The following is a 24,495-nucleotide window of genomic DNA, read 5'->3' on the forward strand; positions in this document are numbered from 1 at the left end:
GTCAGGGAGGGTGCGCCGGCGGGTGTCAGGGAGTCTACTCTTCATTCCGGCCTGCTTCGTCCCGGTAGACTGATCCGCGGACCGGGCCGGCGCAGACGCCCCCGGCTGCCGCCGAGGTGACATAGGCGGCGTTCCGCACCGCCCGGGCTTTCCGGGCGGCAGAGCCTGCATCCCTAGAAGGAACGCCATGTCATCGCCCTCCCTCACGCTGCCGCCCCAAACGCCGGCCAACGCCCGGAACCGTCGCCTGCTGGAAGTCCTTGGAGCCCTGGCCATCGCAGGAACGTACATCTACCTGGTCCTCAACCAGCCCGCTGACATCACCGGCGGGCCGGGCAGTGCCGCGGCGTTGATCGCCCTCTCCGGGTTCCTGGCGGGCGCTGTCCTGCTGATTGTGGCCGTGCTCCCGACACTGCCGGTCTCCACGCTGGTGCTGATTCCGGTTGCCCTGGTGCTGAACATCGTCCTGGGCCAGTTCGTCGGCAGCACCCTGGTGCCCTTCTACCTCGACGCCATCGGCACGGTGCTGATCGCGGTCCTCGCCGGACCGGCGGCGGGGGCGGCCACCGGTGCCCTCAGCAGCATCGTCTGGTCCTTCTTCAATCCCACCGTCCTGCCCTTCGCCGCCGGCGCGGCCCTGATCGGCTTCCTGGCGGGCCTCGCCGCACGCCACGGCCTGTTCCGTCGGTTCTACCTGATTCCCGTGGCCGGCTTCCTGACAGGCATCATCGGCGGCGTGGTCTCCGCACCCGTGGCAGCCTTCGTCTTCGGCGGCACTTCCGGCCTGGCTACCGGCGCCATCGTGAGCGCCTTCCGTTCCATGGGGGACACCCTGCTGGCCGCCATCACCAAGCAGGCCCTGATCTCGGACCCGATGGACAAGGCCATTGTTTTCACCCTTGTGGCCCTTCTTGTGTACGCGTTGCCGCGCCGCACCAGGCTGCAGTTCGCGTTTGTCCGCCGGCACCGCGTGCTGGCCGGCAAGGACTCCTGACCCGCCACTGATGCGCCTCCACCCCCTGACGTCCCTGGCCGCCGCCGGCAGCACCGCGGTGATCACGACGGCGGCCGGCAGCCTGCCCCTGTCTGTCGCCGTCTGTGCCGCCGCCGTGGGGTTCTCCTTTGTGGTCGGAACTGCCAAGCGGCTGCTGCCGGCCGCCGCCGCCGTCCTGGTTCCCCTGGGGCTGTCCCTGCTGGTGCTGCACGGCCTGTTTTTCCCGGAGGGCACCACCGTGCTGGCAGCGTGGGGGCCGGCACGGGTGACATCCGAGGGCCTCCGGTTCGCCGCCGAACGTGCCGCGCAGCTTTCGGCCGCCGTCCTGGCCCTGCTGCTCTTCTCCTTCAGCGTCAGCGTTCCCGACCTGGTGACGGCTTTGTCCTCGCGGGGAGCCAAGGGGCGGTTCGGCTACGTCCTCGCGTCAACCCTCACCTTGTTGCCCGCCATCAGCGCGCGGGTGCAGCGGATCAGGCGGGCGCAGGAATCCCGTGGCCTGGTGATCCGCCGGGGCTGGTTTAGCCGGGTGATCGCTTTCCGCCTGCAGGCCGTCCCGCTGGTCCTGTCCCTGGTGGATGATGCGGGGACGCGCGCCCAGGCGCTGGAGGCCCGGGGATTCAGCAACCGTGGCCCCCGGACCAGCTTCCGCGAGGTTCCGGATCCGCCCCTGCAGCGTGTACTGCGGTCAGTGCTGCTCCTGGCCGCCGTTGCCGCCATCGCCGCCCGGCTGTGGTTCCCGACGGCGGGCGCCCGGTAATGCCCGGCACGCTGGCTCCCGTCCTGTCCGCCCGCATTGGACACTTCACTTATCACGGTGATCCGGCCCCGGCCTTGCACGGGATCAGCCTGTCCCTGGCGCGCGGAACTTTGACAGCAGTCCTGGGCGGTTCGGGCAGTGGCAAAACCACCCTGGGACGGCTCCTGGCCGGCTGGCTGCGCCCCGGCAGCAGTGGCGTTTTCGAGGGATCACTGGGCCTGGCCGGGACCCGGCTGGAGTTCCAGGGAGTACCGGAAGACCCCCGGATCGACCCTTCCGCCTGGTGCCGCCAGGTGGGATTTGTCCCGCAGGATGCGGGCGCGGCGCTGTCCACCGTCCGTTCCACGGTGGCCGAAGAGCTGGCGTTTGGCCTGGAGAACCTGGGGACGGCCCGGCCGGAGATGCACGCAGCCGTCCGCAGGGTGGCGTCCCTGACCGGGCTGGACCAGCTTTTGGACCGTGATCCGGCCAGGCTCTCAGGGGGTGAGCTTCGCCGCCTGGCCATCGGCTGTGCCGTCATCACCGGCCCCGCCGTGCTGGTTCTCGATGAACCTTTCGCCTCGTTGGATACCGGCGGCGCGGCAGCCCTGACGGCCCTGGTGCGGAACCTCATGGCAGGCGGCACCGCGGTTGTGGTCTTGAGCCAGGCGGTGGATGCCCTGGTGTCCTGCGCGGACCACTGGACGGTGCTGAACAACGGCGCGTCAGTAGGTGCGGGTGCGCCGGAGCAATTGGCCAGGTCGCCCAAGCTCCGGGCCGCCGGCGTCGTTGAGCCCGGAACCCGCCGGGACGGCGAACCGCAGCTCCCGTCAGTGCCGGCCCGTCCGGCCGGTAAGGGGTTTGTGCCGGCGGGAGTCCCCGCGCTGGAACTCCGCGATGTCGGTTTCGCCTACGGCAGGCCGCCGGCGCGGAGCCGGTTCCGTAGGGCCGCTGCTGCAGGCACGGTGAAGCCCGCCGTCCTGGACGGCGTCAGCCTGTCAGTCCATCCGGGTGAGATCGTCGCCGTCACGGGCCCGAACGGCGCCGGAAAGTCCACCCTGCTGCGGCACCTTAACGGTCTGCTCCAGCCAGTGGCCGGCAGTGTCCGGATCAACGGGCAGGATATCGCCGGGCTGCTCCCGGGTATGGTTGCGGCAGATGTCGGCCTGCTCTTCCAGGACCCCCGGGACCAGCTGTTTGAGCGGACCGCGGAGCGGGAAGTCGGTTTTGGGCTCGCGGCGGGCCCGGCAGCCTCAGCCTCGGTGCAGCGCGCCTTGGCAGCCGTCGGCCTGGCGGAAACAGGTGGCATTCATCCCGCAGAACTGCCGGCCTCCCGGCAACGGCTCCTCGCGCTGGCCACGGTCCTGGCCAGGCGGCCTCACGTGCTTGCCCTGGATGAACCGACAATAGCCCTCGACCGCCACGGCCTGGCGAGGCTGGACACCGCGGTGCGCCGCGCTGCACAGGAGGGCACCGCCGTCGTCCTCGTGACGCATGACGTGGCGTACGCCCGGTCACTGGCGCACCGTACGGTGGTCCTGGCCGGCGGAAAGCTGAGGGCCGGCTGACGGGCCGCCTGCCCGGCCAACCGGCCCCCTCCAACTACTTCGTGCGCTTCGGCGCCTAAGCCCGGACGCCGGGCTCCTAAACCGCAGCGGCGCCGGAGGCTACCCCCGGTGCATGGAACCGCTTGCCGTTCACGCGCTCCGACGCGCCAACCCGGTCCAGGTACGGTGTGATGCCACCCAGGAACATAGGCCAGCCCGCGCCGAGGATCATGCACAGGTCGATGTCCTCGGGGCCTGCCACAACGCCCTCGTCCAGCATCAGGCCGATCTCCTCGGCGAGGGCATCCTGCACCCGGTGCAGCACCTGGTCGCCGGTGGAAGCCGACGTGCCTAAGGACATCAGCGCGAGTGTGGACGCGGGGATTTCCTGGCTGCCGTCAGCGGCGGGGGCCCAGAGCGACTTAACGCCGTTGTCGATCAGCTTCTGCAGGTTGGCGGACACCTCGAAGCGGTCGCCGAATGCGGCGTGCAGGGATTCCTGGACGTGCTGCGCCACAGGCAGGCCCACCATGGCGCCCAGCGTGAACGGGGTCATCGGCAGGCCCATGGGGCGCAGGGCGTTATCGGCAATGTCCGCCGGAGTGCCTTCGTCAAACGCCGCCACCACTTCGCCCATGAGCCGCAGCAGGACCCTGTTCACCACAAACGCGGGGGCATCCTTGACCAGGACTGCGGTCTTCTTTAGTCCCTTGGCCAACTCAAACGCCGTGGCCAGAACGGCGTCGTCCGTCCTGGGCGCGCGCACGATTTCGAGCAGCGGCATCACCGCCACCGGGTTGAAGAAGTGGAAGCCCACCAGCCGCTCCGGGTGCCGAAGATCCTCGGCCATGGCGGTGACGGAGAGGGAGGAGGTGTTGGTGGCGAGGATGCAGTCCGGCGTGACGATGGCTTCCACCTCGGCGAAGACCTGCTTCTTGACGTTCAGCTCTTCGAAGACGGCCTCAATGACAAAGTCGGCGTCGGCGAAGGCCTCCTTGGAGACGGATCCGGTGACCAGGGCTTTGGTGCGGTTGGCTGCGTCCGGGCTGATCCGCTTTTTGCCCAGCAGCTTGTCCACCTCTGCATGGACGTAGCCCACGCCTTTGTCCACGCGGGCGTGGTCGATGTCCGTCATGACGACGGGGACCTTGAGCTGGCGGGCGAACAGCAGGGCGAGCTGGCTTGCCATCAGTCCCGCTCCCACGACGCCGACCTTGGTGACCGGACGGGCGAGCTTCCGGTCCGGTGCCCCCGCCGGCCGCTTGGACCGCTTCTGGACCAGGTCCAGGAAGGCGTAGACAGTGGAGCGGAATTCATCACTCTGCATCAGGCCGGCCAGGGTCTCGCACTCGAGCGCGGCGGAATCAGCCTGGCTCATGGTGCGGTTGGCCGCCAGGATGTCCAGGACTTTGGCCGGCGCGGGGGACGCGTTGGACGTCTTGGCCTCCACAAAGGCCCGGCCGGCTTTGATGGCCGCTGACCAACGGGCCGCGACGGCGGGGTCTGCGGGATCGACCGCGTTGGTCCGCCCGGGAACCACCTCCCCGGCGATCACCTTTGCCGCCCAGAGGAGGGACTGCTCCAGGAAGTCGGCCGGTTCGAACAGGGCGTCTGCGATGCCCAGTTCGAAGGCCTGCGGGCCGGTCAGGGTCCGGTTGTTGCTCAGGGGATTCTCGATCATCACCCTGACGGCGTTCTCAGGGCCGATCAGGCGCGGCAGGATATACACGCCACCCCAGCCGGGGACAAGGCCCAGGAGGGCTTCGGGCAGCGCCAGTGCACCGGCTCCCGTGGAGACGGTGCGGTAGGTGGACTGCAGGGCGATTTCGAGGCCGCCGCCCAGGGCAACGCCGTTGATGAAGGCGAAGCTGGGGACCCCGAGGTTGGCCAGCGTGGCGTACACATCGTGGCCCAGCTGCGCCATCCACAGGCCGTGTTCGCGGTTCTCCAGCGACTTCACCGCGGACAGGTCCGCGCCGGCCACAAGGAAGTAGGGCTTGCCGGTTACGCCGACGCCGACGATTTCACCGCGGCCGGCGCGCTCCTTCAGGCCCTCCAGGGCAGTGCCCAGCTCAACCAGGGTGTTGGGCCCCAGTGTGGTGGGCTTGGAGTGGTCCAGGCCGTTGTCCAGGGTGATCAGCGCGAACACCCCGGGGCTGCGCCGGCCGGGAGCCGCCGGGAGCTCGATGTCCTGGACGTAGGAATGCGTCACGGTTTCATCGGGAAAGAGTTCGGCCAGTTTGGTAAAGTCTGCGGCGCTCATGCGGCTGTTCCTTCGATGGTTGCGTAGTTCCGGTGGTGCGGGTTTTCCCAGATCACGGTGGCACCCATGCCCAGGCCAATGCACATGGTGGTGATGCCGTAGCGGACGGACGGGTCTTCCTCGAACTGCCGCGCGAGCTGGTTCATCAGCCGGACGCCGGAGGACGCGAGGGGGTGGCCCACCGCGATGGCGCCGCCGTAGCGGTTCACCCGGGGGTCGTCGTCGGAAATTCCAAAGTGGTCCAGGAAGCTCAGGACCTGCACGGCAAAGGCCTCATTGATTTCGAAAAGCCCGATGTCCCCGATGGTGAGTCCGGCATTCTTCAGGGCCTTCTCTGTGGCGGGCACGGGCCCGATGCCCATGACCTCCGGCTCGACTCCTGCATACGCGTAGCTGACCAGGCGCATCCTGACGGGCAGGCCCAGTTCCGCGGCGGCGTCGGAGGATGCCAGAACGGCGGCGGTGGCGCCGTCATTCAGGCCGGCGGCATTGCCGGCAGTGACCCGGCCGTGCGCGCGGAAGGGAGTGCGCAGTGCGGCGAGGTCTGCCAGGGTGGTGCCCGGCCGGGGCGGTTCGTCCACGGTGTTCAGGGTCCAGCCCTCGCCCGGCTTCAGCGTGGCCACGGGCACAAGGTCAGGCTGGATCTGGCCGTTGGCGTAGGCGGCGGCCAGCTTGTCCTGGGAGGCGACAGCGTAGGCGTCGGTTCGTTCCTTGGTGATGGCGGGGAAGCGGTCGTGCAGGTTTTCGGCCGTGTTGCCCATGTTCAGCGCGGCCGGGTCAACCAGGCGCTCAGACATAAAGCGCGGGTTCGGATCAGCGCCGGAGCCCATCGGGTGGTTGCCCATGTGCTCGACGCCGCCGGCAATCACGACGTCGTACGCGCCGAAGCCGATGCCGCTGGCCGTCGTGGTGACAGCGGTCATCGCTCCGGCACACATCCGGTCGATGGCGAAGCCGGGCACCGTGCGGGGCAGTCCTGCGAGCAGGGCTGCCGTGCGGCCAAGGGTCAGGCCCTGGTCGCCGGTCTGGGTGGTGGCTGCTACGGCCACTTCGTCGATCCGGGCAGCCGGGAGGGCGGGGTTGCGGCGCAGCAGCTCGCGGATGCATTTCACCATCAGGTCATCAGCGCGGGTTCCGGCGTAGATCCCTTTTTCGCCGGCCCGGCCGAAGGGTGTGCGGACGCCGTCAACAAAAACGACGTCACGGACAGCACGCGGGGATCTGCTGCTGGGTTCTCCGCTGTGGCGGGCTTGGCTCACGGTTACTCCTCATCGAGACGTTGGCGCCGGCCGGAGGGCAAAGGGGCGGCACTCGTCCGGACGGCAGTGCACACTATGTTACTCGTCAGTAACATAGTGTGCAAGGGCCTGATGAGGGGTGTTATTCGGCGGTTGCGGCCGCCTTGGCTTCCTTGGGCGGCAACGGCTGTGGATTGAGGAACGCCTCCGTGATGATGGGGGCAGCCAGGCTGACCTGCCACTCGCGGGCACCGAGGGCGCGCAGTTCCGTGGCAACATTCTCTTCAGTAATGACAGCGGGCGGACGCCAGGCCACGCGCCGCAAATAGTCCGGAGTCAACAGATTTTCCATGGGCAGGTTCAGCTCGTCGGCCTTCTCCTGGAGGAGCGGCCTGGCCGTGGCCAGGCGCTCGGCGGCCTCGGGATCGCGGTCCGCCCATACCCGCGCCGGGGGAGGGGCGTTGGTGGGAAGGTGCAGGGGCGGAAGTTCCTCGAGGTCCCTGGCGGCGGCAATGCAGCGAAGCCAGCGGGGCGCCTCGCGCTGTGCGGCCCTGCCGTGGAAACCCTTTGTGCCCAGGAGCTGCGGCACGGTGGTGGGCATGGCCTTGGCGGCGGAGACCAGGGCGGAATCGGGAATCAGCCGGCCCGGGGCAACATCGCGCTTCTGTGCCAGCGAATCGCGCTCGAGCCACATTTCGCGGACTGCCGCCAGTTGGCGCCGGTCGCGGATCTGGTGGAGCCCGGAGGTCTTGCGCCACGGATCAACCCTGGGCGGAGCGACTCCTGCCGCCAGGATGGCGGCGAATTCCTGTTCGGCGTATTCCAGTTTGCCGTCCGCCTGAAGCAGCTCAATAAGTTCTTCGCGCAGTTCGGTGAGCACTTCCACGTCCAGGGCGGCGTAGCGCAGCCACGGCTCAGGGAGGGGCCGGGTGGACCAGTCAGCGGCTGAATGTTCCTTGGCGAGGCCGAATCCCAGCAGCTGTTCGATGACGGCGGCCAGCCCGACGCGCGGCAGGCCGGCAAGGCGCGCAGCCAGTTCGGTGTCGAAAAGTCTGTCCGGCCACATGCCGAGCTCAAGCAGGCAAGGGAGGTCCTGGCTGGCTGCATGCAGAATCCATTCCACACCCTTGAGCGCATCGTTGATGATGGCCAGGTTTTCGAACGGTTCAGGATCTATCAGCCACGTGCCGGAGCCTTCGCGGCGGATCTGGACGAGGAAGGCGCGCTGGCCGTACCGGAACCCTGAGGCCCGCTCGGCGTCAACCCCTGCAGGCCCGGTACCGGCTGCGATGGCTGCCGCGCACCGCTCCAGCCCGGCCTGCGTTTCGATGACCAGGGGCACACCGTCGCGGGGTGAATCAAGGTCAATGACAACGGGGACCTGGCTGTCGAAGCCCTCCACGGAGATGTGGGAAGTGGGTTCAGCAGCCGGAGCGCCGGCTGTGGTGTTATCCGGAATGTGAGGGGTCATGATGCGTTTAGTTTACCGACTCTATGTCCGGGACCGGGTCAGTCCTAGTTCCGGCGGCGGCGCGGAAGGGCGGAGACGCCGTCTGGTAGCGGGGGGAGGCCGGCAAACGTGCACACCATGTCGGACCACGCCTCGAGGTGCGCCGTGATGTCGGAGGACGCAGGGGTCCAGGAGGCGCGCAGCTCGATGTCTATCGAGCCGGGCCGGTCGGAGAGCGTGCCGAAGCTTTCGGACAGGACGCGTGTGGCAGTCCCGCCGGCTGCCCGGTAGGGGGCCTTGTGGTTTTCGAGGGCTTCAACCAGCCAGGTCCAGGCCACGGTACCGAGCATCTCGTCGTTGCCCATCTCGGGCTCGAGCTGCGCCCGGATGTAGGTGACGATGCGGAACTCGCCGTCCCACACCGCGGAGCCGTCGGGGTCGTGGAGCAGGATGAAGCGGCCGGTGGCCAGTTCGGTGGCGTCGTCGTCTTCCGTGCCTGACGCCGCGGCCAGCGCCATGGCTGCGGGGCCGTGGACGGGAGTGGTGCCGCTGCCCGGACCCGGCGCCATGACTTCGGCGCCGAGTGCCACGGCGAACGGCGCCAGCCGTGCGGGCGCCGGAATTTCCGCCAGCCGGAGTTCACTGCGGCAGCGGGCCTTCCTGAGGGTTCCCAAGGCGTGGAGAAATTCCGGGGGAACCTGGGCGAGTGAGTTCACCATCGCAGATTACGCACCAGGAGCGGGCAGGCAGTGCAGGCTCGCCGTCGGCCGGTCATGCTACCTCGCGGCCCTGCCTTCGTTGTGGGACGCAAGTTCCTGGCGGATGGCGGCCACAAAGGCGTCAATGTCCTCTTCGCTCGTGTCAAAGGAGCACATCCAGCGGACCTCGCGGGCGGCCTCGTCCCAGTCATAAAAGCGGAAGGACTCCCGCAACCTGTCCGCCACCCCGGCCGGCAGGACCGCGAAGACGCCGTTGGACTCCGTCTTCTGCGTGGGCTCCACGCCGTCGATCGTCTCCACCGCAGCCCGGAGCCGGGCGGCCATGGCGTTGGCGTGCGCCGCCGACCGGAGCCACAGATCGCCCTCGAGCAGGGCAATGAACTGGGCGGAGAGGAACCTCATTTTTGAGGCAAGCTGCATGTTCATCTTGCGGAGGAACACCAGGCCGTGCGCGGCTTCAGGGTTCAGGGCCACCACCACTTCGCCGTAAAGCAGCCCGTTCTTGGTGCCGCCGAAGGAGAGGATGTCCACGCCGGCGTCGCGCGTGAAAGCCCGCAGCGACACGCCCAAATGCGCGGCCGCATTGGCCAGCCGCGCCCCGTCCATGTGCAGTTTCATGCCCCTGGAATGGGCGTGCTCGGCAATGGCGCGGACTTCGTCCGGGGTGTAGCACGTACCCAGCTCGGTGGTCTGGGTGATGGAGACAGCCAAGGGTTGCGCGCGGTGCTCGTCGCCGAAGCCCCAGGCTTCGCGGTCAATCAGCTCCGGGGTCAGTTTGCCGTCGGGAGTCGGGACATGCAGCAGCTTGATCCCGCCGATCCGCTCGGGGGCGCCGTTTTCGTCCATGTTGATGTGCGCCGTGGAGGCGCACACCACTGCGCCCCACCGGGGGAGCAGGGACTGGAGGGACAGGACGTTGGCGCCTGTGCCGTTAAAGACCGGGAAGCATTCAATGCCGGCGCCGAAGTGCTCTTCCATTAATTCCTGCAGGCGGGCGGTGTAGTCGTCCTCGCCGTAGGACACCTGGTGTCCTTCGTTGGCGGCCGCGAGGGCAGCCAGCACTTCGGGGTGGACGCCGGAGTAGTTGTCCGACGCGAAGCCGCGGACGGAGGGATCATGCAGCCGGGCGGCGGTGTCGGGTGCGGTCCGGGGGGCGGCATCTGCCGTGGTTGTCATTGCTTTGCTCACGTTCTCAGTCTAGGGAGGTCAGATCCGACGGCGGGGCCCGGGAATCAGGTTCAGGTGGCCAGGCGCAGGCGCCGGCCGTTCAGTTCGGGTGCGGGAGTGCGGAAGAGTCTGACGACGGCGGCCCCCAGATCCTTGACGTCTGTGGCCCCTGGGAAGGAGCGTTCAGGGTGCGCCTGCCGCTGTTCTGCGTCCACCAGCGCCTTCACCACCAGGACGACGGCGGCGCTGCCCAGCTCCCTGCCCTCGCCCGCGGCCGAGCGGGACAGTCCGTCCGCCATCGCCATGGTCCACGCCTCCGCGGCAGCCTTGGCCGCCACATAGCTGGCCGTCGCCGCTGTGGGCTGCTCAACCGCGGTGGAGGATACGATGGCAAACCTTCCCGCGCTGGAGGCGGCCAGGTCATCGAAGAAAACCCGCGACACATTCCGCACCGTGGTGACGGCCCCGCGGTGCAGGAACTCCCAGTCGGCGTCACTCTGGTCCGTGATGCCCTTCGCGCCGCGCCAGCCACCCACGAGGTGGATCACAGCGTCCATCCGTCCGGCAGCGGCCGCGAGGGCCTGCCGGAGGGCGGTGACATCGGCCAGGTCTGCGAGGTCGCACACGAGGGGAGTGACGCCGTCGCCCGCTTTTGCTGCGGCGGCAGCGATCCGCGCCTGGTCAGAGCCCACGGTGAACACCCGGAATCCTGCCTCCTGCAACGCGCGGGCCACCGCGACCCCGGAGGGTCCGCTGCCGCCGGTGACCAGCACGTTCAAGGGACTGTCCTGGCTCACAGGGCGGAGGTTCCGGTGATGCCCGCCGTGGATTCGATGACCGGGCGCATTTTCTTCTCCAACGCCTCGTAGAACATGGACAGCGGGAATTCGTCGTCCAGAACCTGATCCGTCAGGCCGCGCGGCGGCCCTGATACGGGGAGCGCGTCCGGGCCCTTGGCCCACACTGATGCGGGGCTGGGCGTGACGGTGTTGGAAATCAGTTCGTAGGCAGCAAGCCAATGGGCGGTCTTCGGGCGGTCAATGGAGCGCCAGTAAAGGTCATCAATCGCTGACCCGAGGGCGATGACGGCGTCCGGCACCTGGTCCCAGTCGATGCGGAGGCGGGTGTCCGTCCAGTGCAGGACGTGGTGCTGGTGCAGCCAGGCGAACAGCAGTTGCCCGCCGAGGCCGTCGTAATTGCGGACGCGGCTGCCCGTGATCGCAAAGCGGAAGATCCGGTCGAAGATGATGGCGTACTGCACCAGCTTCGCGTGCCTGCGGGCTTCCGGCCGGGCGTCGTCGTCCTTTTCAATCCGGACCGATTCCCGGAACGCGGTGAGGTCGCAGCGAAGTTCCTCCAGTGAATACAGGAAGTAGGGCATCCGCTGTTTGATCATGAAGGGGTCGAACGGCAGGTCGCCGCGCATGTGTGTCCGGTCATGGATGAGGTCCCACATCACGAACGTGGCCTCGGCCAGTTCCTGGTCTGCCAGGAGCTCTGCGGCGCCGGCCGGGAGGTCCAGCGAGGTGATGTCCGCCGCCGCCTTCAGGACCCGGCGGAACCGGGCTGCCTCGCGGTCTGCGAAAATCGCACCCCAGGTGAAGGATGGCGTTTCCCGTACGGCCACGGTTTCCGGGAAAAGCACGGCCGAGTTCGTGTTGTAGCCGCGGGTGAAGTCCAGGAACCGGATGGGGACAAACAGCTTGTTGGAGTAGGCCCCGGCCTCCAGTTCAGCCACGAACTCCGGCCAGATCACCTCGACCAAGACGGCCTCCACCAGCCTGCTGCTGCTGCCGTTCTGGGTGTACATCGGGAAAATGACAAGGTGTGACAGCCCGTCGTGACGCTGCAGCTGCGGCTGGAAGGCCAGCAGCGAGGCCAGGAAGTCCGGCACGCCGAAGCCGCCGTTTTCCCATGCCTCGAAATCGGCGACGACGGCGTCAAGGTAGGCGGCGTCGTGCGGGAAGAGCGGCGCCAGCTCGGCAATGGCCTCGGTGATGGCGGCGACCTCGACGGCGGCGGCAGCGTGGTTGACCGCGTCAGGCACTGACCCGTCCTGGCTCTGCAGTGCCTGCAGCGATTCGGCGGCAGCCTTGAGCCGGTGCCAGGCGGGAAGCCCGGCGGTGATGGTTATGGGGGCGCCGGTCATGGTGACGGTCATGTGCGACTGCCTTTCTCGTTGCGTGGGCATCTACGGCGAGCGTAGCAAGCAACCAGAGTCCCTAACTCAAATTCCGCCTGAGCATAAGAAACTCTCATGCTCAGGGCACTTGTCAGCAGCACCAGGGATAGCCCGGCACCCGGCTGGCAGGATCAGGACACCGCGGAATCGCCGTCGTCAACGCTGCGGGGAACCAGCTTCAGGGATACCGAGTTGATGCAATAGCGCTGGTCAGTGGGCGTACCGTAGCCCTCACCCTTGAACACGTGGCCGAGATGGGAGTCGCAGTTCGAGCACCGAACCTCCACGCGTTCCATGCCGAGCGTCCGGTCATGGATGTACCGGACTGTCCCGTCCGCCAGCGGTGCCCAAAAGGACGGCCAGCCGCAGTGGGAGTCAAACTTCTCGTTGCTCCTGAACAGTTCAGACCCGCAGGCACGGCACTGGTAGACACCCTCCGTGTGGGTGTCCACGTACTCGCCGGTGAAGGGACGCTCGGTACCGGCCTGCCGCAGCACGCGGTACTCCTCCGGCGTCAGTTCCTGCCGCCACTCATCATCCGATTTCCGGACGGCGGGTTCCGGTACGTCGGTGCCCACGTCCAGGGACGACGCAGGGATGGAGTCGGTGGCTTTGTTCCCGAAAACGCTCTTTCCAAAGATGCTCATGGTGTGCTCAACGCTCAGGAGTCGCCGATAAATCCCGAGCCGGCATAAAGATGCAGCACGGGGAGGCCCAGCTGGGCCTGGGCTTTGTTCGCCCAGTCTGTGTGGAACGTGTCCGCCACCGCATGGGGCCGGGTAATCACAACGGCCTGGGCAGCCCCCAGCTGCTTGACCTTCGCCACCAGCCCATTGACGGCGCCGCCCTCCACAATCTCACCCGTGACTCCACCGCCCAGGCCTTCAAGGGCTGCCAGCGAGACGGCGAGCGTCTCGGCTGCCTCGGCCCGTTCAACGCTGGGGTCCGGGGCATGCGCGGTCAGCTCACGGAACGCCTTGGCGACATCCAGCAAGGACAGGTTCTCAAGGAAATCCACCAGCAGATGCCGCTCGGTGTTCCCTGGGACCAGGAGGACCAGGGGGATGTCCTGCCCGTCCACCAGCCGTTGAATGTTGACGCGGTCATCCGCGCCCAGGGGCTCTTCAGTCAGAATGACGATTGGATCGCTCATGGCATCAGCCTAGTCGTGCGCATGGGCACCCCGCACTCATTTGGGCGGGGCAACCGGTGAAGTGTCGATTGCCCCGGGTTCATCCGCCGCCGGCCCGGGAATGGGCCGCCACGGGCAGTGGAATAGGGCCAATGCGGCCGCGGCGGTAAGAATGGTTCCATGGCACCTTCCACGCGCACTCCAACGTTGACGGCGAATCCTCCGCAGGCGGACGGCCGCATGTCGCTGCGTGCCAAGTGGGCTGTGGGGGGCGCCATTGGCGGCGGGGCCCTGGCCGGCCTGCTTGCAACGGGGTCTTCCGCACTGGCGCTGTATTTCGCCCGGCGGGTGATCACGCCGGTGCGGCAGCGCGTTGCCGACCAGGAAGTGCTGGCCGTCCTCCGTGATGGCGATGCCATGCAGGTCATACTGGCAGCCACGCCGGAGACGACCGTTGACGGTGTGTATGGCTTCTTTTTCGACGGCGGCAAAGGGCACGCGCGGATCGGCCGGATCGTTTCCTACGCGCCCGCTGACGGGACAGTCCTGCGTGAGGTGGAGGCCGTCTACGCCGGCGACTTCGACACCGCCCGCCGCGGGTGGTGGAGCGGCGCGCTCTATCCGGATCCTGACGCTGCCGGCATCGCCGCAGAGGACGTCCTGATCCCGGTGAATGGCGGCCAGGCTCCGGCATGGCTGGTACCGGCAGAAGGCGCCGCGAAAACCTGGGCCATCATGGTGCACGGCCGCGGCGCAACCCGCCAGGAGGCCCTGCGCGCTGTTGGGCCGGCCCGGGAACTGGGCCTGACCAGCCTGCTGGTCTCCTACCGGAACGACGGATTGGCCCCGTCGGCCGACGATGGCCGGTACGGCCTGGGATCCACTGAATGGCATGATGTGGAAGCCGCCATCGACTATGCCCTGGAAAACGGCGCCGAGGAGATCGTGCTTTTTGGCTGGTCCATGGGCGGTGCCATTTGCCTGCAGACGGCCGATCTCTCGCGTCACCGCCACCTGATCCGGGCCATGGTTTTGGACGCACCCGTCATCAACTGGGTCAACGTCCTGGCGCACCATGCGCAGCTGAACAGGATTCCGTCGCTGGTGGGCCGCTACGGGCAGCTGATGCTGGGACACCCGCTGGGCCGCAGGCTGACGGGCCTGTCCGCCCCCGTGGACCTCAAGGCCATGGACTGGGTGGCACGCGCCGTCGAGGTCCGGACACCCACCCTGATCATCCACAGCGTGGACGACGAGTACGTTCCGTTTGAGCCCTCGGCCCTTCTGGCCGAACGGAATCCGGATATGGTCACGTTCGAGGCTTTCAGCGGTGCGAGGCACACCAAGGAATGGAACGTTGATCCGGAGCACTGGGAGAACCTGATTACGGCCTGGCTCCGGACGCGGCTTGCTCCGCGAACCAACCCCGGCCAGCGGCGTCCGGAGGATGCCTAAGTCCAGGGAGGCCTAGTCCAGGGAGCACTATGGCGTGCGTGTGCCGATGTTGGCCGTGATCGCGGATGTGAGCCGGATGAGGTCGGCCGGAGCCAGTTCGATGTCAAGGCCGCGCTTACCCCCGGAAACCAGCATGGTCCCGAGGCTGAGGGCGCTGCCGTCAAGTACGGTGGGCGACGCCTGCCGCTGGCCCAGCGGCGAGATCCCGCCCAGCACATAGCCGGTCCGGCGCTCAGCGGCCGCAGGGTCTGCCATGGAGGCCTTCTTGGCCCCCAAGGCGGCGGCGAAGGCCTTGAGGTCAAGGTTTCCGCTGACGGGCACCACTCCCACCGCCAGCCGGCCTTCGACCTCGACCATCAGGGTTTTGAAGACCGTCTCCGGTGCGATCCCCAACGCCTCGGCAGCTTCCGTACCGTAGCTGGCCGCAGACGGGTCGTGGACGTACGGATGCAGCACAAAGGGAACGCCGGCCGCAGCTAATGCTGCTGTTGCCGGCGTTCCCTGTGACGAGCTTTTGCGTCCCATTGGGTCAGCTCCGGTCAGGCGCTTAGGCCTCAAGCCGTGAAGTGGCGGCGACCTTGCGCTTGATGCGGCCCAGCATGGCGGTCATGCCCCGCATCCGCAGCGGTGTGATGGCCCGGGTCAGGCCCAGCAGTTCGGGCATATCGTCCGGGATAGCCAGGATTTCGGCCGCGCTGAGTCCATCGAGTCCCTCGTGCAGCACTCCGGCGAAACCGCGCGTGGTGGGGGCTTCGGGCGGCGCTTTGAAGTAGAGCCGGACGGCAGCGTCCGTGCCGGCGTCGTTCTTTTCCGTTTCGATGGTCAGGAACAGCGGCGACTGGCACTCCACCACTTGCTCCAGGAGCTCCGGGTGGTCCTTCAGGCGGTCCGGCAACTCGGGGAGCTCACGCGAAAACTCAAGCAGCAACTGAAGCCGCTCCGGTTCCGCCAGGGCCTGGAAGTCATCCACGATTTCCGCCAGTGCGGCGGGCAGGTCATGTGTAGTCATCTGTTCCAGCTTACGCCGGGACCGTGCCGCGTTCTGCGCCCTTGACAATGGGTGCGCGGACGGCGTTGCCCCACTCGGTCCAGGAGCCGTCGTAGTTGCGGACGGTGTCGAAGCCGAGCAGGTACTTGAGCGCGAACCAGGTGTGGCTGGACCGCTCGCCGATGCGGCAGTAGGCCACTACATTGTCGCCCGCTTCCAGTCCGGCCTCGCCCAGGTAGAGCGCCTCCAGCTCGTCGCGGCTGCGGTAGGTTCCGTCAGCGGCCGCTGCGCGGGCCCAAGGGATGGATGCCGCCGTGGGAATGTGGCCGCCGCGGAGCGTGCCTTCCTCGGGATAGGCCGGCATGTGGGTCCGCTGGCCGGTGTATTCCTCGGTGGAGCGGACGTCGATGAGCGGATTGCCGAAGTGCGCCAGGACGTCTTCTTTGAACGCGCGGATGGGGGAGTCGTTGCGCTCCACCACCGGGTACTCGCCCGGTGTGGGGGAGGGGCGCTCCGTGGTGAGTTCACGGCCTTCAGCGATCCACTTGTCCCGGCCGCCGTCGAGCAGCCGGACGTCCTCGTGGCCGAAGAGGGTGAAGACCCAGAGGGCGTAGGCCGCCCACCAGTTCGACTTGTCCCCATAGATCACCACGGTGGTGTCACGGGAAATGCCCTTCGAAGCAGCCAGTGCAGCGAACGCTTCGCCGTTGACGTAGTCGCGGGTCACTTCATCGTTGAGGTCGGTGTGCCAGTCAATCTTGACGGCTCCGGGGATGTGGCCGGTCTCGTAAAGAAGGACATCTTCATCGGATTCGACCACGACGAGTTTGCCGTCGGCAACCGCGCCTGACTCCAGTGCAGTCGCAAGCCATTCAGTGGACACCAGGCGCTCTGGATTGGCGTAGGCGGCGAACTTCTCGTTCTGTTCAACGGGGTAGGACATGGTGATGGCCTTTCACTTCAGACATACGGCGGAGCTGTTGCGGGAGGTGGAACCCTGCTTCCACCCTAGCTATGGCCGGCCGCCGTGTCCGCCCTGCTGTTAACAGGGGGACATATGGCCTTTGTCACGCCGAAGTCATAGACGGCGGCATGGCGCGGGAGGGCCGGGCCATTGCCGGTATTCTTTCTGGGGACAACCCACCAGCAGAACGGACCACCTTGGTACAGATCGAACAGCTTGCCGCCCGTACGCCGGCGGTGTCGGTGGATGAGCTCCTGAAGGGCTTTTATCCTTCGCCGAGGTTTGGCCAGGTCTCCTTCGCCAGCTACCGGCCTGACCCGAACCAGCCTTCCCAGGCGGCAGCCGTCAAAGCGCTGGAAGGATTCGCCGGCGGTGTCGGTGCAGGTGACGGCGCAGGTCTGTTCAAAAAGCTCTTCGCAAAGAAGGTCGAAACCCGGGCCGGAATATACCTCGACGGCGGCTTCGGCGTCGGCAAGACCCACCTGCTCGCGTCCCTGTGGCACGCAGCCCCCGGCCCCAAAGCCTTCGGCACGTTCGTGGAATACACCAACCTGGTGGGCGCCCTGTCCTTCCGTAAGACAGTCGAGGCGCTGAGCAACTACAAGCTGGTGTGCATCGACGAATTCGAACTCGATGATCCGGGCGACACCGTGCTGATGTCCCGGCTGATGCGTGAACTGGCCGACGCCGGCGTGAAGCTCGCTGCGACGTCCAACACCCTGCCGGGCTCGTTGGGCGACGGCCGCTTTGCCGCCGTCGACTTCGCCCGCGAGATCCAGGTCCTAGCGGACCAGTTCGACGTCATCCGGATCGACGGCGAGGACTTCCGGCACCGCGGCCTGCCGGCCGCCCCGGCCCCGCTGAAGAACAGCCAGCTCTCGGCACAGATGAAGGCCGAGTTCGACGGCAAGACGGTGGCCCAGGACGAATTCAGCTCCCTGATCGGACACCTCGCCGGAGTGCACCCGAGCCGCTACCGCCAGCTCATCGACGGCATCGACGGTGTGGTGTGGCGCAACGTGGAAACCATCACGGAGCAGGCCGTTGCCCTGCGCTTCGTGGTGCTGGCCGATCGCCTCTATGACAAGGATGTCCCCATCCTGGCCAGCGGTGTTCCCTTCGACAAGCTCTTTACCGACGAGATGATGAACGGCGGCTACACCAAGAAGTACTACCGTGCCGTGTCCCGTCTCACCGCACTGGCACGCGAGGGCCAGAACCACGAGCCCTCGTAAGCACTAATCCGCGACGCGCGTGATGGCCGCTTAAACGCCAAAGGTGCAGGTGCCGCCTCCCGGCGGGACCCGCACCCCCTTGACGTGCTAGGGCAAAGCCCTGGCCAAATCCTTGTTACGGAGCCTTGTCGACCGGCGGAACCGGGTTCACCGGCGGTACCTGCTCGCTGGCAGGTGCCGCGCCAGGCGTTCCGTTTTTGTCAATGAGCTTGGAAGCGCCATCCTGGATCTTGTCGACGTGACCCGCGTACTTGCCGCCGGTCTTGGTGTCGACGAAATCGCCGGCCTTGGTGATGCCGTCCTTGATGGCCTGCTCGTTGCCATGGATGAGACCCTGAGCCTTGCCCTTAAGATCGTCAATCAGTCCCACGAGCACCTCCCTTCAATCACGGAGCCAGGTCGCTCCTCCGCAATCGATCCTAGACCTCTCTTATGTGTGTGCCAAGGAAATCGGGGGTCCGGGACGTTCGCTGGCAGCGGATCACGCAGCTGCCGCCGGAAAGAGGGCAATAAAAAAGCAGCTCCGGGGAGCTGCTGCTGTGGGCGATACTGGGATCGAACCAGTGACCTCTTCCGTGTCAGGGAAGCGCGCTACCGCTGCGCCAATCGCCCGGAACCGGAAAGCCGGTTGTTTCGGATTTATTACTGGGGTAGAGAGCGGACGACGAGATTCGAACTCGCGACATCCACCTTGGCAAGGTGGTGCTCTACCAGCTGAGCTACGTCCGCGTATGAAGCACATTCAGGCCGTTGGGCCTTGAGTACTGCATGAAGCAAGTTGTCTTGCTTGGTGGGCGATACTGGGATCGAACCAGTGACCTCTTCCGTGTCAGGGAAGCGCGCTACCGCTGCGCCAATCGCCCATTGCCATCCGGGATGAACCGGAAACCATGGTTTTCACCGAGGTGGGTACGGGATTCGAACCCGTGTATACGGCTTTGCAGGCCGCTGCCTCGCCTCTCGGCCAACCCACCGTGTAAGCGCCGGTTCCGAAGAGCCTTTGCCGTGACAGTGTCCTGCGAGCGGACGACGAGATTCGAACTCGCGACATCCACCTTGGCAAGGTGGTGCTCTACCAGCTGAGCTACGTCCGCATGTTGACTGTTGATTCCGTGCCGTTTCGGGCATTTCCTCGCGTTCCAACGAGTAAGAACTCTATAGGAGGTTCAGGGATTCTCCAAATCGAGCCTCCCGGAGTGAAAGCGACGGCCCTGGATCCCTGCAATCTAGGGGTTTTTGCGAATTACACCTATGTAATTCGAGGATGACGCCATCTCGATTTCCATAAACCCCGTCCGGTCCGCTAGCATTCAAGGGCATCGGGGCGATTGGCGCAGTGGTAGCGCGCTTCGTTCACACCGAAGAGGTCACTGGTTCGAACCCAGTATCGCCCACCGAGGAATCAGGTCCGTTTCCGCTCAAGCCGAGCGGGAACGGACCTTTTTTGTGCCCCTCTTTTTGTCAGCCCCTTGTGAAAGAGTCTTTGTATGACTGATCCACTCCTTGCCCATGCCACGGAATACGGCCGCATGTACGCGCGGTCCACGTCCGAACAGTTCTCAGTTCCGTCCATCACCACGGTGATCGGCCAGCAGCCGCACGGGCTGGACGGCTGGTTCGGCTACATGGGTGCCAGCAGCCTGGCCAAGGATCCGTTGCTGGCCGACTGCCTGGGCAGTCCGGCGAAAATCCGCCAGGCCGTCAACCGGGCCTCCAAGGCGGCGGAGACATACCGGGATGACGCTGCCAGACGCGGTGACCGGGTCCATAACTACTGCGAGCAGGTCGCACTCCGTGCCCTGGGCCGGCCGCATGCCATGAAGGAAACACGCGAGGCCCTGGCCGCCAATGGTGAGGAAGCCTTTGCCCTGCGGTTCGATGAGTGGTGGGAACTCTACGACGTCGAACCCATCGCGCCGGAAATCACTGTCTGGAACAAATCGGTGGGCTACGCCGGGACGCTGGACCTGGTGGCCCGCATTAACGGCCGGATCTGCCTGATCGACTACAAAACCAAGGGAACCACCCGGGACGGCACGGTCAAGCCGCTGGATGACAAGGTGGTCATGCAGCTCGTGGCCGGCATGAAGGCGGAGGAAAGCCTGGTGGACGCCGTAGCAGGGGAATGGGAGCCCTGGAAGTACGGGGAGAACCCCTTGCTCCTTGCCGTGGCCATTGGCGAGACAGAAGTCCGTCCGGTCCGGGCCAACCCTGAGGTCCTTAAGCACCATTGGTGGAAGTTCTGCGCCTTGCGGCGCGTATGGGAGCTGTCTGCAGACACGGTGGCTGCCGGCTCGGCGCTCCTGCCGGTGGCGCCGCCGCCATCAGTACGCGTCCGCACGGCCTAGCCGTCCCGCCCTTTAGCCTGCTGCAGTCCCTGCAGTGATGGTCCTGCGCCTAAACTGGATTGGTTCGCCAACCCCCACCGTGAGGAAAGACAGCACATGGCCATTCTGAATATCCGCATCATTGGAGATCCTGTGCTCCGCACAGTGGCCGATCCTGTGACGGAATTCGGGCCGGAGCTGGCCAAGCTCGTCGCCGACATGACGGAAACCATGGAGGACGTTGAAGGCGCCGGTCTCGCCGCGCCCCAGATCGGCGTCAGCAAGCGCGTTTTCACCTACCGTGTGGGTGGCGTTGACGGCCACATCATCAACCCGGTCCTGGAAAACAGTGATGACTACCAGTCCGACCATGTGGAGGGCTGTCTCTCCATCCCGGGGCTGGGTTTCCCTGTCCGCCGGTTCCGCGCCACAAAGGTCTCCGGCGTTGACATGCACGGGAATCCTGTGACAGTCGAAGGCGAGGGCATGCTTGCCCGCTGCTTCCAGCATGAGACTGACCACCTGGACGGCGTCCTTTATACGGACCGCCTGGAAGGCGAGGACCGGAAGACCGCGCTGCGCGCCATCCGCAACGCGAACTACGAGGCCATCACGGAACGCACGACGACGAAACGCGCCAAAACGGTCGGGTCCAGTTTCGGCGGCGGAAGCTTTGACGGGTCCGGTTTCGGCGGTGGCCCCACCGCATGAGGGTACTTTTTGCCGGCACTCCGGCCGTCGCGGTCCCGTCCCTGGACGCCCTGGTCAATGCCGGCTTTGACATCGTTGCGGTCCTGACCCGCCCGGACGCGCCGGTTGGACGCAAGCGCGTGCTGACGCCGTCGCCCGTTGCAGCCCGCGCCGCTGAACTCGGCATCGACATCATCCATGCCACGCGCGTGGATGAGGCCGTTACGGCGCAAATCGCCGCTGCCCGGCCGGACGTGGCGGCCATCGTGGCCTACGGGGGACTGATTCCCCGGGCCGCCCTTGATGTTCCGCCGCATGGCTGGATCAACCTGCATTTCTCCCTCCTTCCAGCCTGGCGCGGAGCGGCCCCGGTTCAGCGGTCCGTCATCGCCGGTGATGACGTCACCGGCGCAGTCACCTTCCTGCTGGAAGAAGGGCTCGATACCGGCCCCGTCTTCGGGACGCTGACAGAGGGCGTCCGCCCGGACGACACCGCCGGAGCGCTGCTGGAACGGCTGTCCCACAGCGGCGCCGTCCTGCTCTCCCAGACTCTGTCCGCGGTGGAAGCCGGGAAGGCGGCGCCCCGGCCGCAGGCCGGCGACGTATCGCTGGCCCCCAAACTGACCATCGACGACGGCCGGCTTGACTGGAAGCAGCCTGCGCTTGCCATCGGGAGGCGGGCCCGGGGCGTTACGCCCGAGCCCGGCGCCTGGACCACGCTGGACGGCCAGCGGGTGAAACTGGAACCGGTCCGGCTCCGGCCCGGCAGTTCCGGCCTGGAGCCCGGTGCAGTTGCCCTCGAAGGCAAGAGCGTCCTGGTGGGGACCGGATCCCACGCCGTGGAGCTGACGAGGATCCAGCCGTCGGGCAAAAAAATGATGGCCGCGGCCGATTGGGCCCGCGGTATGGCTTCACTTGAAAGCGTGGTGTTCGAATGAGCGAGTCCGGCGGTAATGCAGGCGGCCGTGGCAGGGGCGGCAGCGGAAGCGGCCGGGGCAAGGGCGGCCCGCGCGATACCAGCACGCGCAACGCCCAGGGCCGTGAGCGGAACAGGAGTCCGCAGAAGAGTTTCACCGAGAACGCCCCCGCTCAGCGCACGCGCCGGGCGGACCCCGCGCGCCTTGTCGCTTTTGAAGTACTGCGTGCGGTGGCCGCCGAGGACGCCTACGCCAACCTGGTGCTCCCGTCCCGGATCCGCCACCACAACCTGGACAAGCGCGACGCCGGCTTCGCTACCGAACTGAGCTACGGTGCCCTGCGCAACCAGGGCACCTACGACGCCGTCCTGGCCCGCTGCGTGGACCGGCCGCTGGACCAGCTCGATCCCGCCATCCTCGATGCCCTGCGCATCGGCGCCCACCAGCTTCTGGCTATGCGCGTTCCGGCGCATGCGGCCCTGGACCAGACTGTTGGCCTGGCACGCGCTGTCATCGGCGCCGGCCCGTCGGCCCTGATCAATGCGGTGCTGCGGAAGGTCACGGCACACACCCTGGAGGAGTGGCTTGAGCACCTGGTGGCGGGGGAGAGCGATGAAACCAAAATCGCCTCCATCCGGTATGCCCACCCCGAATGGATCGTCCGGGCCATGCGCCAGTCGCTGGTGGCACACGGGCGTTCCGTCACGGAGATCAACGACCTCCTGGAAGCCGACAACGCCGCTCCGGTTGTCAACCTTGTTGCCTTGCCGGGCCTGGGCAGCCTGGATGAGGCCCTCGACAACGGGGCGACGCCGGGTGAACTCGTCGAAGGATCAGCGCTCTCCAGCGGCGGAGACCTTGGCCGGCTCGCCTCCGTCCGTGAAGGCAGTACCCGCGTGCAGGACGTCGGCTCGCAGTTGGTGGCGCGGGCCATGGCGGCAGTAGAGCTGGGCACCGGCAGCGGCACCGGCGAACGCTGGCTGGACCTCTGTGCCGGACCCGGCGGAAAGGCCGCGTTGCTCGGCGCCCTCGCCCGGCAACAGGGCGCCACGCTGCTGGCCAACGAGCCTGCCCCGCACCGGGCCAAGCTGGTCCGCCAGGCCCTGGCCGCGGTTCCGCGCGAGACGTGGGAGGTGCGCACCGGCGACGGCCGGGAAGTGGGCACGGAGATGGCCGCGAGCTTCGACCGCGTCCTCGTGGACGTCCCCTGCAGCGGCCTGGGCGCACTCCGCCGGCGGCCGGAGTCCCGCTGGCGCCGTACCCCTAAGGACCTGGCAGATCTTGGTCCGCTGCAGCGCGCACTCCTCACATCGGCCCTGGATGCAGTCCGACCCGGCGGCGTGGTGGCCTACGTGACCTGCTCGCCCCACCCGGCCGAAACCACGGCCGTCGTCACCGATGCCCTCCGGAAACGCGAGGACCTCGAACTGCTGGAGGCCGGCGCGGTCCTGGACGGCGTGAGCCTCACCGGAAACCTGGGGGCCGGCCACAATTCCACTGCCCAGCTGTGGCCGCACATCCACAGCACCGATGCCATGTTCCTGGCCCTCATCCGCAAGAAGGCCTGACCCGTGAAAGGTTCATCCATGCCGCAATGCTGCATCAACCCGAGCATTCTCTCTGCCGACTTCGTCAACCTTGAAGCCGAACTGCAGCGGATCAGCAACGCCGACGCCGTCCACGTGGACGTTATGGACAACCACTTTGTTCCCAACCTCACGCTCGGCCTGCCGGTGGTCCAGCGGATCCAGGCCGTCAGCCCCGTGCCGCTGGACGCACACCTGATGATCTCCGACGCCGACCGCTGGGCGCCCGGATTCGCCGACGCCGGGCTGGCGTCGGTGACCTTCCACGCCGAGGCCTCCGTTGCGCCCGTAAAGCTGGCCCGGGAACTGCGGGCCAGGGGGTCCAAGGCGGGCCTGGCGTTGCGGCCTGCCACCGCCGTGGAACCGTACCTGGATATGCTCGAAGAACTGGACATGCTCCTGATCATGACGGTGGAGCCGGGCTTCGGCGGCCAGGCATTCCTGGACCTGACCCTGCCCAAGATCCGCCGCGCGCGGGCCGCCATCGACGGGTCCGGGCTTGAGGTCGCCCTCCAGGTCGACGGCGGCATCACCGAGGAGACGATCCTGCGGGCGGCAGAAGCCGGGGCGAACGTCTTCGTCGCTGGCTCGGCCGTGTATGGTGCCGAAGACCCGGGAGCAGCCATCACCCGGCTCCGTGAAGCCGGCACCCTGACGTTGCGTTCCACGTTACGTACCGGGTCGGGGGAATAGTCCGGACGCCCTTGTAGTTATGGCACAATAGCAACACACAATACGTGCTCCGGGGTCGGTGTAAGTCCGAACCGGCGGTGATAGTCCGCGACCCGCGAGCCGGCGCTTTCCCCTTCGGGGGAGGGAACCGGCGGACGGTTGAATCGGTGAAATTCCGGTACCGACAGTTAAAGTCTGGATGAGAGAAGCACGTACAGCTGTATCTGCGGCGT

At 66.8% G+C, this 24,495-nt stretch carries 23 protein-coding genes, 6 tRNA genes and 1 riboswitch; of the genes, 11 read left to right on the plus strand and 18 right to left on the minus strand.

Features of this window, described 5'->3' with window-relative positions; genetic code table 11:
* Window positions 1-187 precede the first annotated feature (187 nt).
* The 3 genes from IDT60_RS07945 to IDT60_RS07955 are packed head-to-tail and all read left to right on the plus strand — an operon-like array spanning window position 188 to window position 3,298.
* A complete protein-coding gene (locus IDT60_RS07945; RefSeq protein ID WP_164200715.1) occupies window positions 188-994 on the plus strand; it encodes an ECF transporter S component in 807 nt (268 codons plus the stop codon).
* Between the two features lie 10 nt (window positions 995-1,004).
* Window positions 1,005-1,751, plus strand: coding sequence for an energy-coupling factor transporter transmembrane component T (locus tag IDT60_RS07950; RefSeq protein ID WP_191081497.1), 747 nt, complete (start codon window positions 1,005-1,007; stop codon window positions 1,749-1,751).
* Window positions 1,751-3,298 carry an ABC transporter ATP-binding protein gene (locus tag IDT60_RS07955; protein ID WP_191081498.1) on the plus strand — a complete coding sequence of 516 codons (1,548 nt, stop codon included), beginning with the start codon at window positions 1,751-1,753 and terminating at the stop codon, window positions 3,296-3,298. The genes IDT60_RS07950 and IDT60_RS07955 overlap by 1 nt, the downstream gene beginning before the upstream one ends.
* A 76-nt stretch (window positions 3,299-3,374) precedes the next feature.
* On the opposite strand, the gene IDT60_RS07960 is transcribed toward IDT60_RS07955, so the two are convergent.
* The 9 genes from IDT60_RS07960 to IDT60_RS08000 all read right to left on the minus strand — a co-directional run bounded on the left by IDT60_RS07960 (window position 3,375) and on the right by IDT60_RS08000 (window position 13,449).
* Window positions 3,375-5,540 carry a 3-hydroxyacyl-CoA dehydrogenase NAD-binding domain-containing protein gene (locus IDT60_RS07960; RefSeq protein ID WP_191081499.1) on the minus strand — a complete coding sequence of 722 codons (2,166 nt, stop codon included), beginning with the start codon at window positions 5,538-5,540 and terminating at the stop codon, window positions 3,375-3,377.
* Window positions 5,537-6,799: a thiolase family protein gene (locus IDT60_RS07965; RefSeq protein ID WP_191081500.1), complete on the minus strand. Its 1,263-nt coding sequence runs from the start codon at window positions 6,797-6,799 to the stop codon at window positions 5,537-5,539. The genes IDT60_RS07960 and IDT60_RS07965 overlap by 4 nt, the downstream gene beginning before the upstream one ends.
* A 121-nt stretch (window positions 6,800-6,920) precedes the next feature.
* Entirely contained in the window at window positions 6,921-8,249 is a 1,329-nt protein-coding gene (locus tag IDT60_RS07970) for an HRDC domain-containing protein (RefSeq protein WP_191081501.1), read from the minus strand.
* A gap of 44 nt (window positions 8,250-8,293) precedes the next feature.
* On the minus strand, window positions 8,294-8,947 hold the full coding sequence (locus IDT60_RS07975; protein ID WP_191081502.1) for a DUF3000 domain-containing protein: 654 nt from the start codon (window positions 8,945-8,947) through the stop codon (window positions 8,294-8,296).
* Window positions 8,948-9,004: 57 nt separating this feature from the next.
* The gene (locus IDT60_RS07980) at window positions 9,005-10,123 is read right to left on the minus strand and encodes a low specificity L-threonine aldolase (RefSeq protein ID WP_191081872.1); all 1,119 of its coding nucleotides are present in this window, start codon (window positions 10,121-10,123) and stop codon (window positions 9,005-9,007) included.
* Window positions 10,124-10,185: 62 nt separating this feature from the next.
* Entirely contained in the window at window positions 10,186-10,911 is a 726-nt protein-coding gene (locus tag IDT60_RS07985) for an SDR family oxidoreductase (RefSeq protein ID WP_191081503.1), read from the minus strand.
* Complete coding sequence (locus IDT60_RS07990) at window positions 10,908-12,275, minus strand: DUF6421 family protein (protein ID WP_191081504.1); 1,368 nt, start codon at window positions 12,273-12,275, stop codon at window positions 10,908-10,910. The genes IDT60_RS07985 and IDT60_RS07990 overlap by 4 nt, the downstream gene beginning before the upstream one ends.
* A 152-nt stretch (window positions 12,276-12,427) precedes the next feature.
* Complete coding sequence (msrB, locus tag IDT60_RS07995) at window positions 12,428-12,943, minus strand: peptide-methionine (R)-S-oxide reductase MsrB (protein WP_191081505.1); 516 nt, start codon at window positions 12,941-12,943, stop codon at window positions 12,428-12,430.
* 14 nt (window positions 12,944-12,957) lie between these two features.
* Window positions 12,958-13,449, minus strand: coding sequence for a hypothetical protein (locus tag IDT60_RS08000; RefSeq protein WP_164200695.1), 492 nt, complete (start codon window positions 13,447-13,449; stop codon window positions 12,958-12,960).
* 159 nt (window positions 13,450-13,608) lie between these two features.
* On the opposite strand from IDT60_RS08000, the gene IDT60_RS08005 reads away from it, so the two are divergent.
* Entirely contained in the window at window positions 13,609-14,883 is a 1,275-nt protein-coding gene (locus tag IDT60_RS08005) for a S9 family peptidase (protein WP_191081506.1), read from the plus strand.
* Window positions 14,884-14,910: 27 nt separating this feature from the next.
* On the opposite strand, the gene ybaK is transcribed toward IDT60_RS08005, so the two are convergent.
* Genes ybaK through IDT60_RS08020 form a run of 3 tightly spaced genes read right to left on the minus strand, consistent with a single transcriptional unit; the run spans window position 14,911 to window position 16,814 of the window.
* Window positions 14,911-15,408 (minus strand): Cys-tRNA(Pro) deacylase, encoded by a 498-nt coding sequence (gene ybaK, locus IDT60_RS08010; protein ID WP_191081507.1) that lies wholly within the window; start codon window positions 15,406-15,408, stop codon window positions 14,911-14,913.
* A gap of 22 nt (window positions 15,409-15,430) precedes the next feature.
* Window positions 15,431-15,892 carry a SufE family protein gene (locus IDT60_RS08015; RefSeq protein ID WP_191081508.1) on the minus strand — a complete coding sequence of 154 codons (462 nt, stop codon included), beginning with the start codon at window positions 15,890-15,892 and terminating at the stop codon, window positions 15,431-15,433.
* A gap of 10 nt (window positions 15,893-15,902) precedes the next feature.
* On the minus strand, window positions 15,903-16,814 hold the full coding sequence (locus IDT60_RS08020; protein ID WP_191081509.1) for a sulfurtransferase: 912 nt from the start codon (window positions 16,812-16,814) through the stop codon (window positions 15,903-15,905).
* 218 nt (window positions 16,815-17,032) lie between these two features.
* On the opposite strand from IDT60_RS08020, the gene zapE reads away from it, so the two are divergent.
* Window positions 17,033-18,070 carry a cell division protein ZapE gene (gene zapE, locus IDT60_RS08025; RefSeq protein ID WP_164200687.1) on the plus strand — a complete coding sequence of 346 codons (1,038 nt, stop codon included), beginning with the start codon at window positions 17,033-17,035 and terminating at the stop codon, window positions 18,068-18,070.
* Between the two features lie 115 nt (window positions 18,071-18,185).
* On the opposite strand, the gene IDT60_RS08030 is transcribed toward zapE, so the two are convergent.
* The 6 genes from IDT60_RS08030 to IDT60_RS08055 all read right to left on the minus strand — a co-directional run bounded on the left by IDT60_RS08030 (window position 18,186) and on the right by IDT60_RS08055 (window position 19,164).
* The gene (locus IDT60_RS08030; protein ID WP_164200685.1) at window positions 18,186-18,440 is read right to left on the minus strand and encodes an antitoxin; all 255 of its coding nucleotides are present in this window, start codon (window positions 18,438-18,440) and stop codon (window positions 18,186-18,188) included.
* Between the two features lie 170 nt (window positions 18,441-18,610).
* A tRNA-Val gene (locus IDT60_RS08035) sits at window positions 18,611-18,682 on the minus strand.
* Between the two features lie 44 nt (window positions 18,683-18,726).
* Window positions 18,727-18,799, minus strand: a tRNA-Gly gene (locus IDT60_RS08040).
* A gap of 59 nt (window positions 18,800-18,858) precedes the next feature.
* Window positions 18,859-18,933: transfer RNA gene (locus IDT60_RS08045), tRNA-Val, on the minus strand.
* Between the two features lie 40 nt (window positions 18,934-18,973).
* Window positions 18,974-19,044, minus strand: a tRNA-Cys gene (locus IDT60_RS08050).
* 47 nt (window positions 19,045-19,091) lie between these two features.
* Window positions 19,092-19,164 (minus strand) — tRNA-Gly (locus tag IDT60_RS08055).
* 228 nt (window positions 19,165-19,392) lie between these two features.
* Here IDT60_RS08055 and IDT60_RS08060 point away from each other — a divergent pair.
* The 6 genes from IDT60_RS08060 (at window position 19,393) to rpe (ending at window position 24,283) form a co-directional block, all read left to right on the plus strand.
* Window positions 19,393-19,464: transfer RNA gene (locus IDT60_RS08060), tRNA-Val, on the plus strand.
* Window positions 19,465-19,557: 93 nt separating this feature from the next.
* Window positions 19,558-20,418 carry a cytochrome gene (locus tag IDT60_RS08065; RefSeq protein ID WP_164200683.1) on the plus strand — a complete coding sequence of 287 codons (861 nt, stop codon included), beginning with the start codon at window positions 19,558-19,560 and terminating at the stop codon, window positions 20,416-20,418.
* Between the two features lie 96 nt (window positions 20,419-20,514).
* Entirely contained in the window at window positions 20,515-21,108 is a 594-nt protein-coding gene (gene def, locus IDT60_RS08070) for a peptide deformylase (RefSeq protein ID WP_191081510.1), read from the plus strand.
* The gene (gene fmt / locus IDT60_RS08075) at window positions 21,105-22,025 is read left to right on the plus strand and encodes a methionyl-tRNA formyltransferase (protein WP_191081511.1); all 921 of its coding nucleotides are present in this window, start codon (window positions 21,105-21,107) and stop codon (window positions 22,023-22,025) included. The genes def and fmt overlap by 4 nt, the downstream gene beginning before the upstream one ends.
* A complete protein-coding gene (locus IDT60_RS08080) occupies window positions 22,022-23,572 on the plus strand; it encodes an RsmB/NOP family class I SAM-dependent RNA methyltransferase (RefSeq protein WP_191081512.1) in 1,551 nt (516 codons plus the stop codon). Before fmt ends, IDT60_RS08080 begins: the two co-directional genes overlap by 4 nt.
* An 18-nt stretch (window positions 23,573-23,590) precedes the next feature.
* Window positions 23,591-24,283 carry a ribulose-phosphate 3-epimerase gene (gene rpe / locus IDT60_RS08085; protein ID WP_191081873.1) on the plus strand — a complete coding sequence of 231 codons (693 nt, stop codon included), beginning with the start codon at window positions 23,591-23,593 and terminating at the stop codon, window positions 24,281-24,283.
* A gap of 40 nt (window positions 24,284-24,323) precedes the next feature.
* Window positions 24,324-24,478, plus strand: a riboswitch (FMN riboswitch).
* Window positions 24,479-24,495 lie beyond the last annotated feature (17 nt).

Origin of the sequence: Pseudarthrobacter sp. BIM B-2242 (assembly GCF_014764445.1) — a bacterium.
Taxonomy (GTDB): Bacteria; Actinomycetota; Actinomycetes; order Actinomycetales; family Micrococcaceae; genus Arthrobacter; species Arthrobacter luteus_A.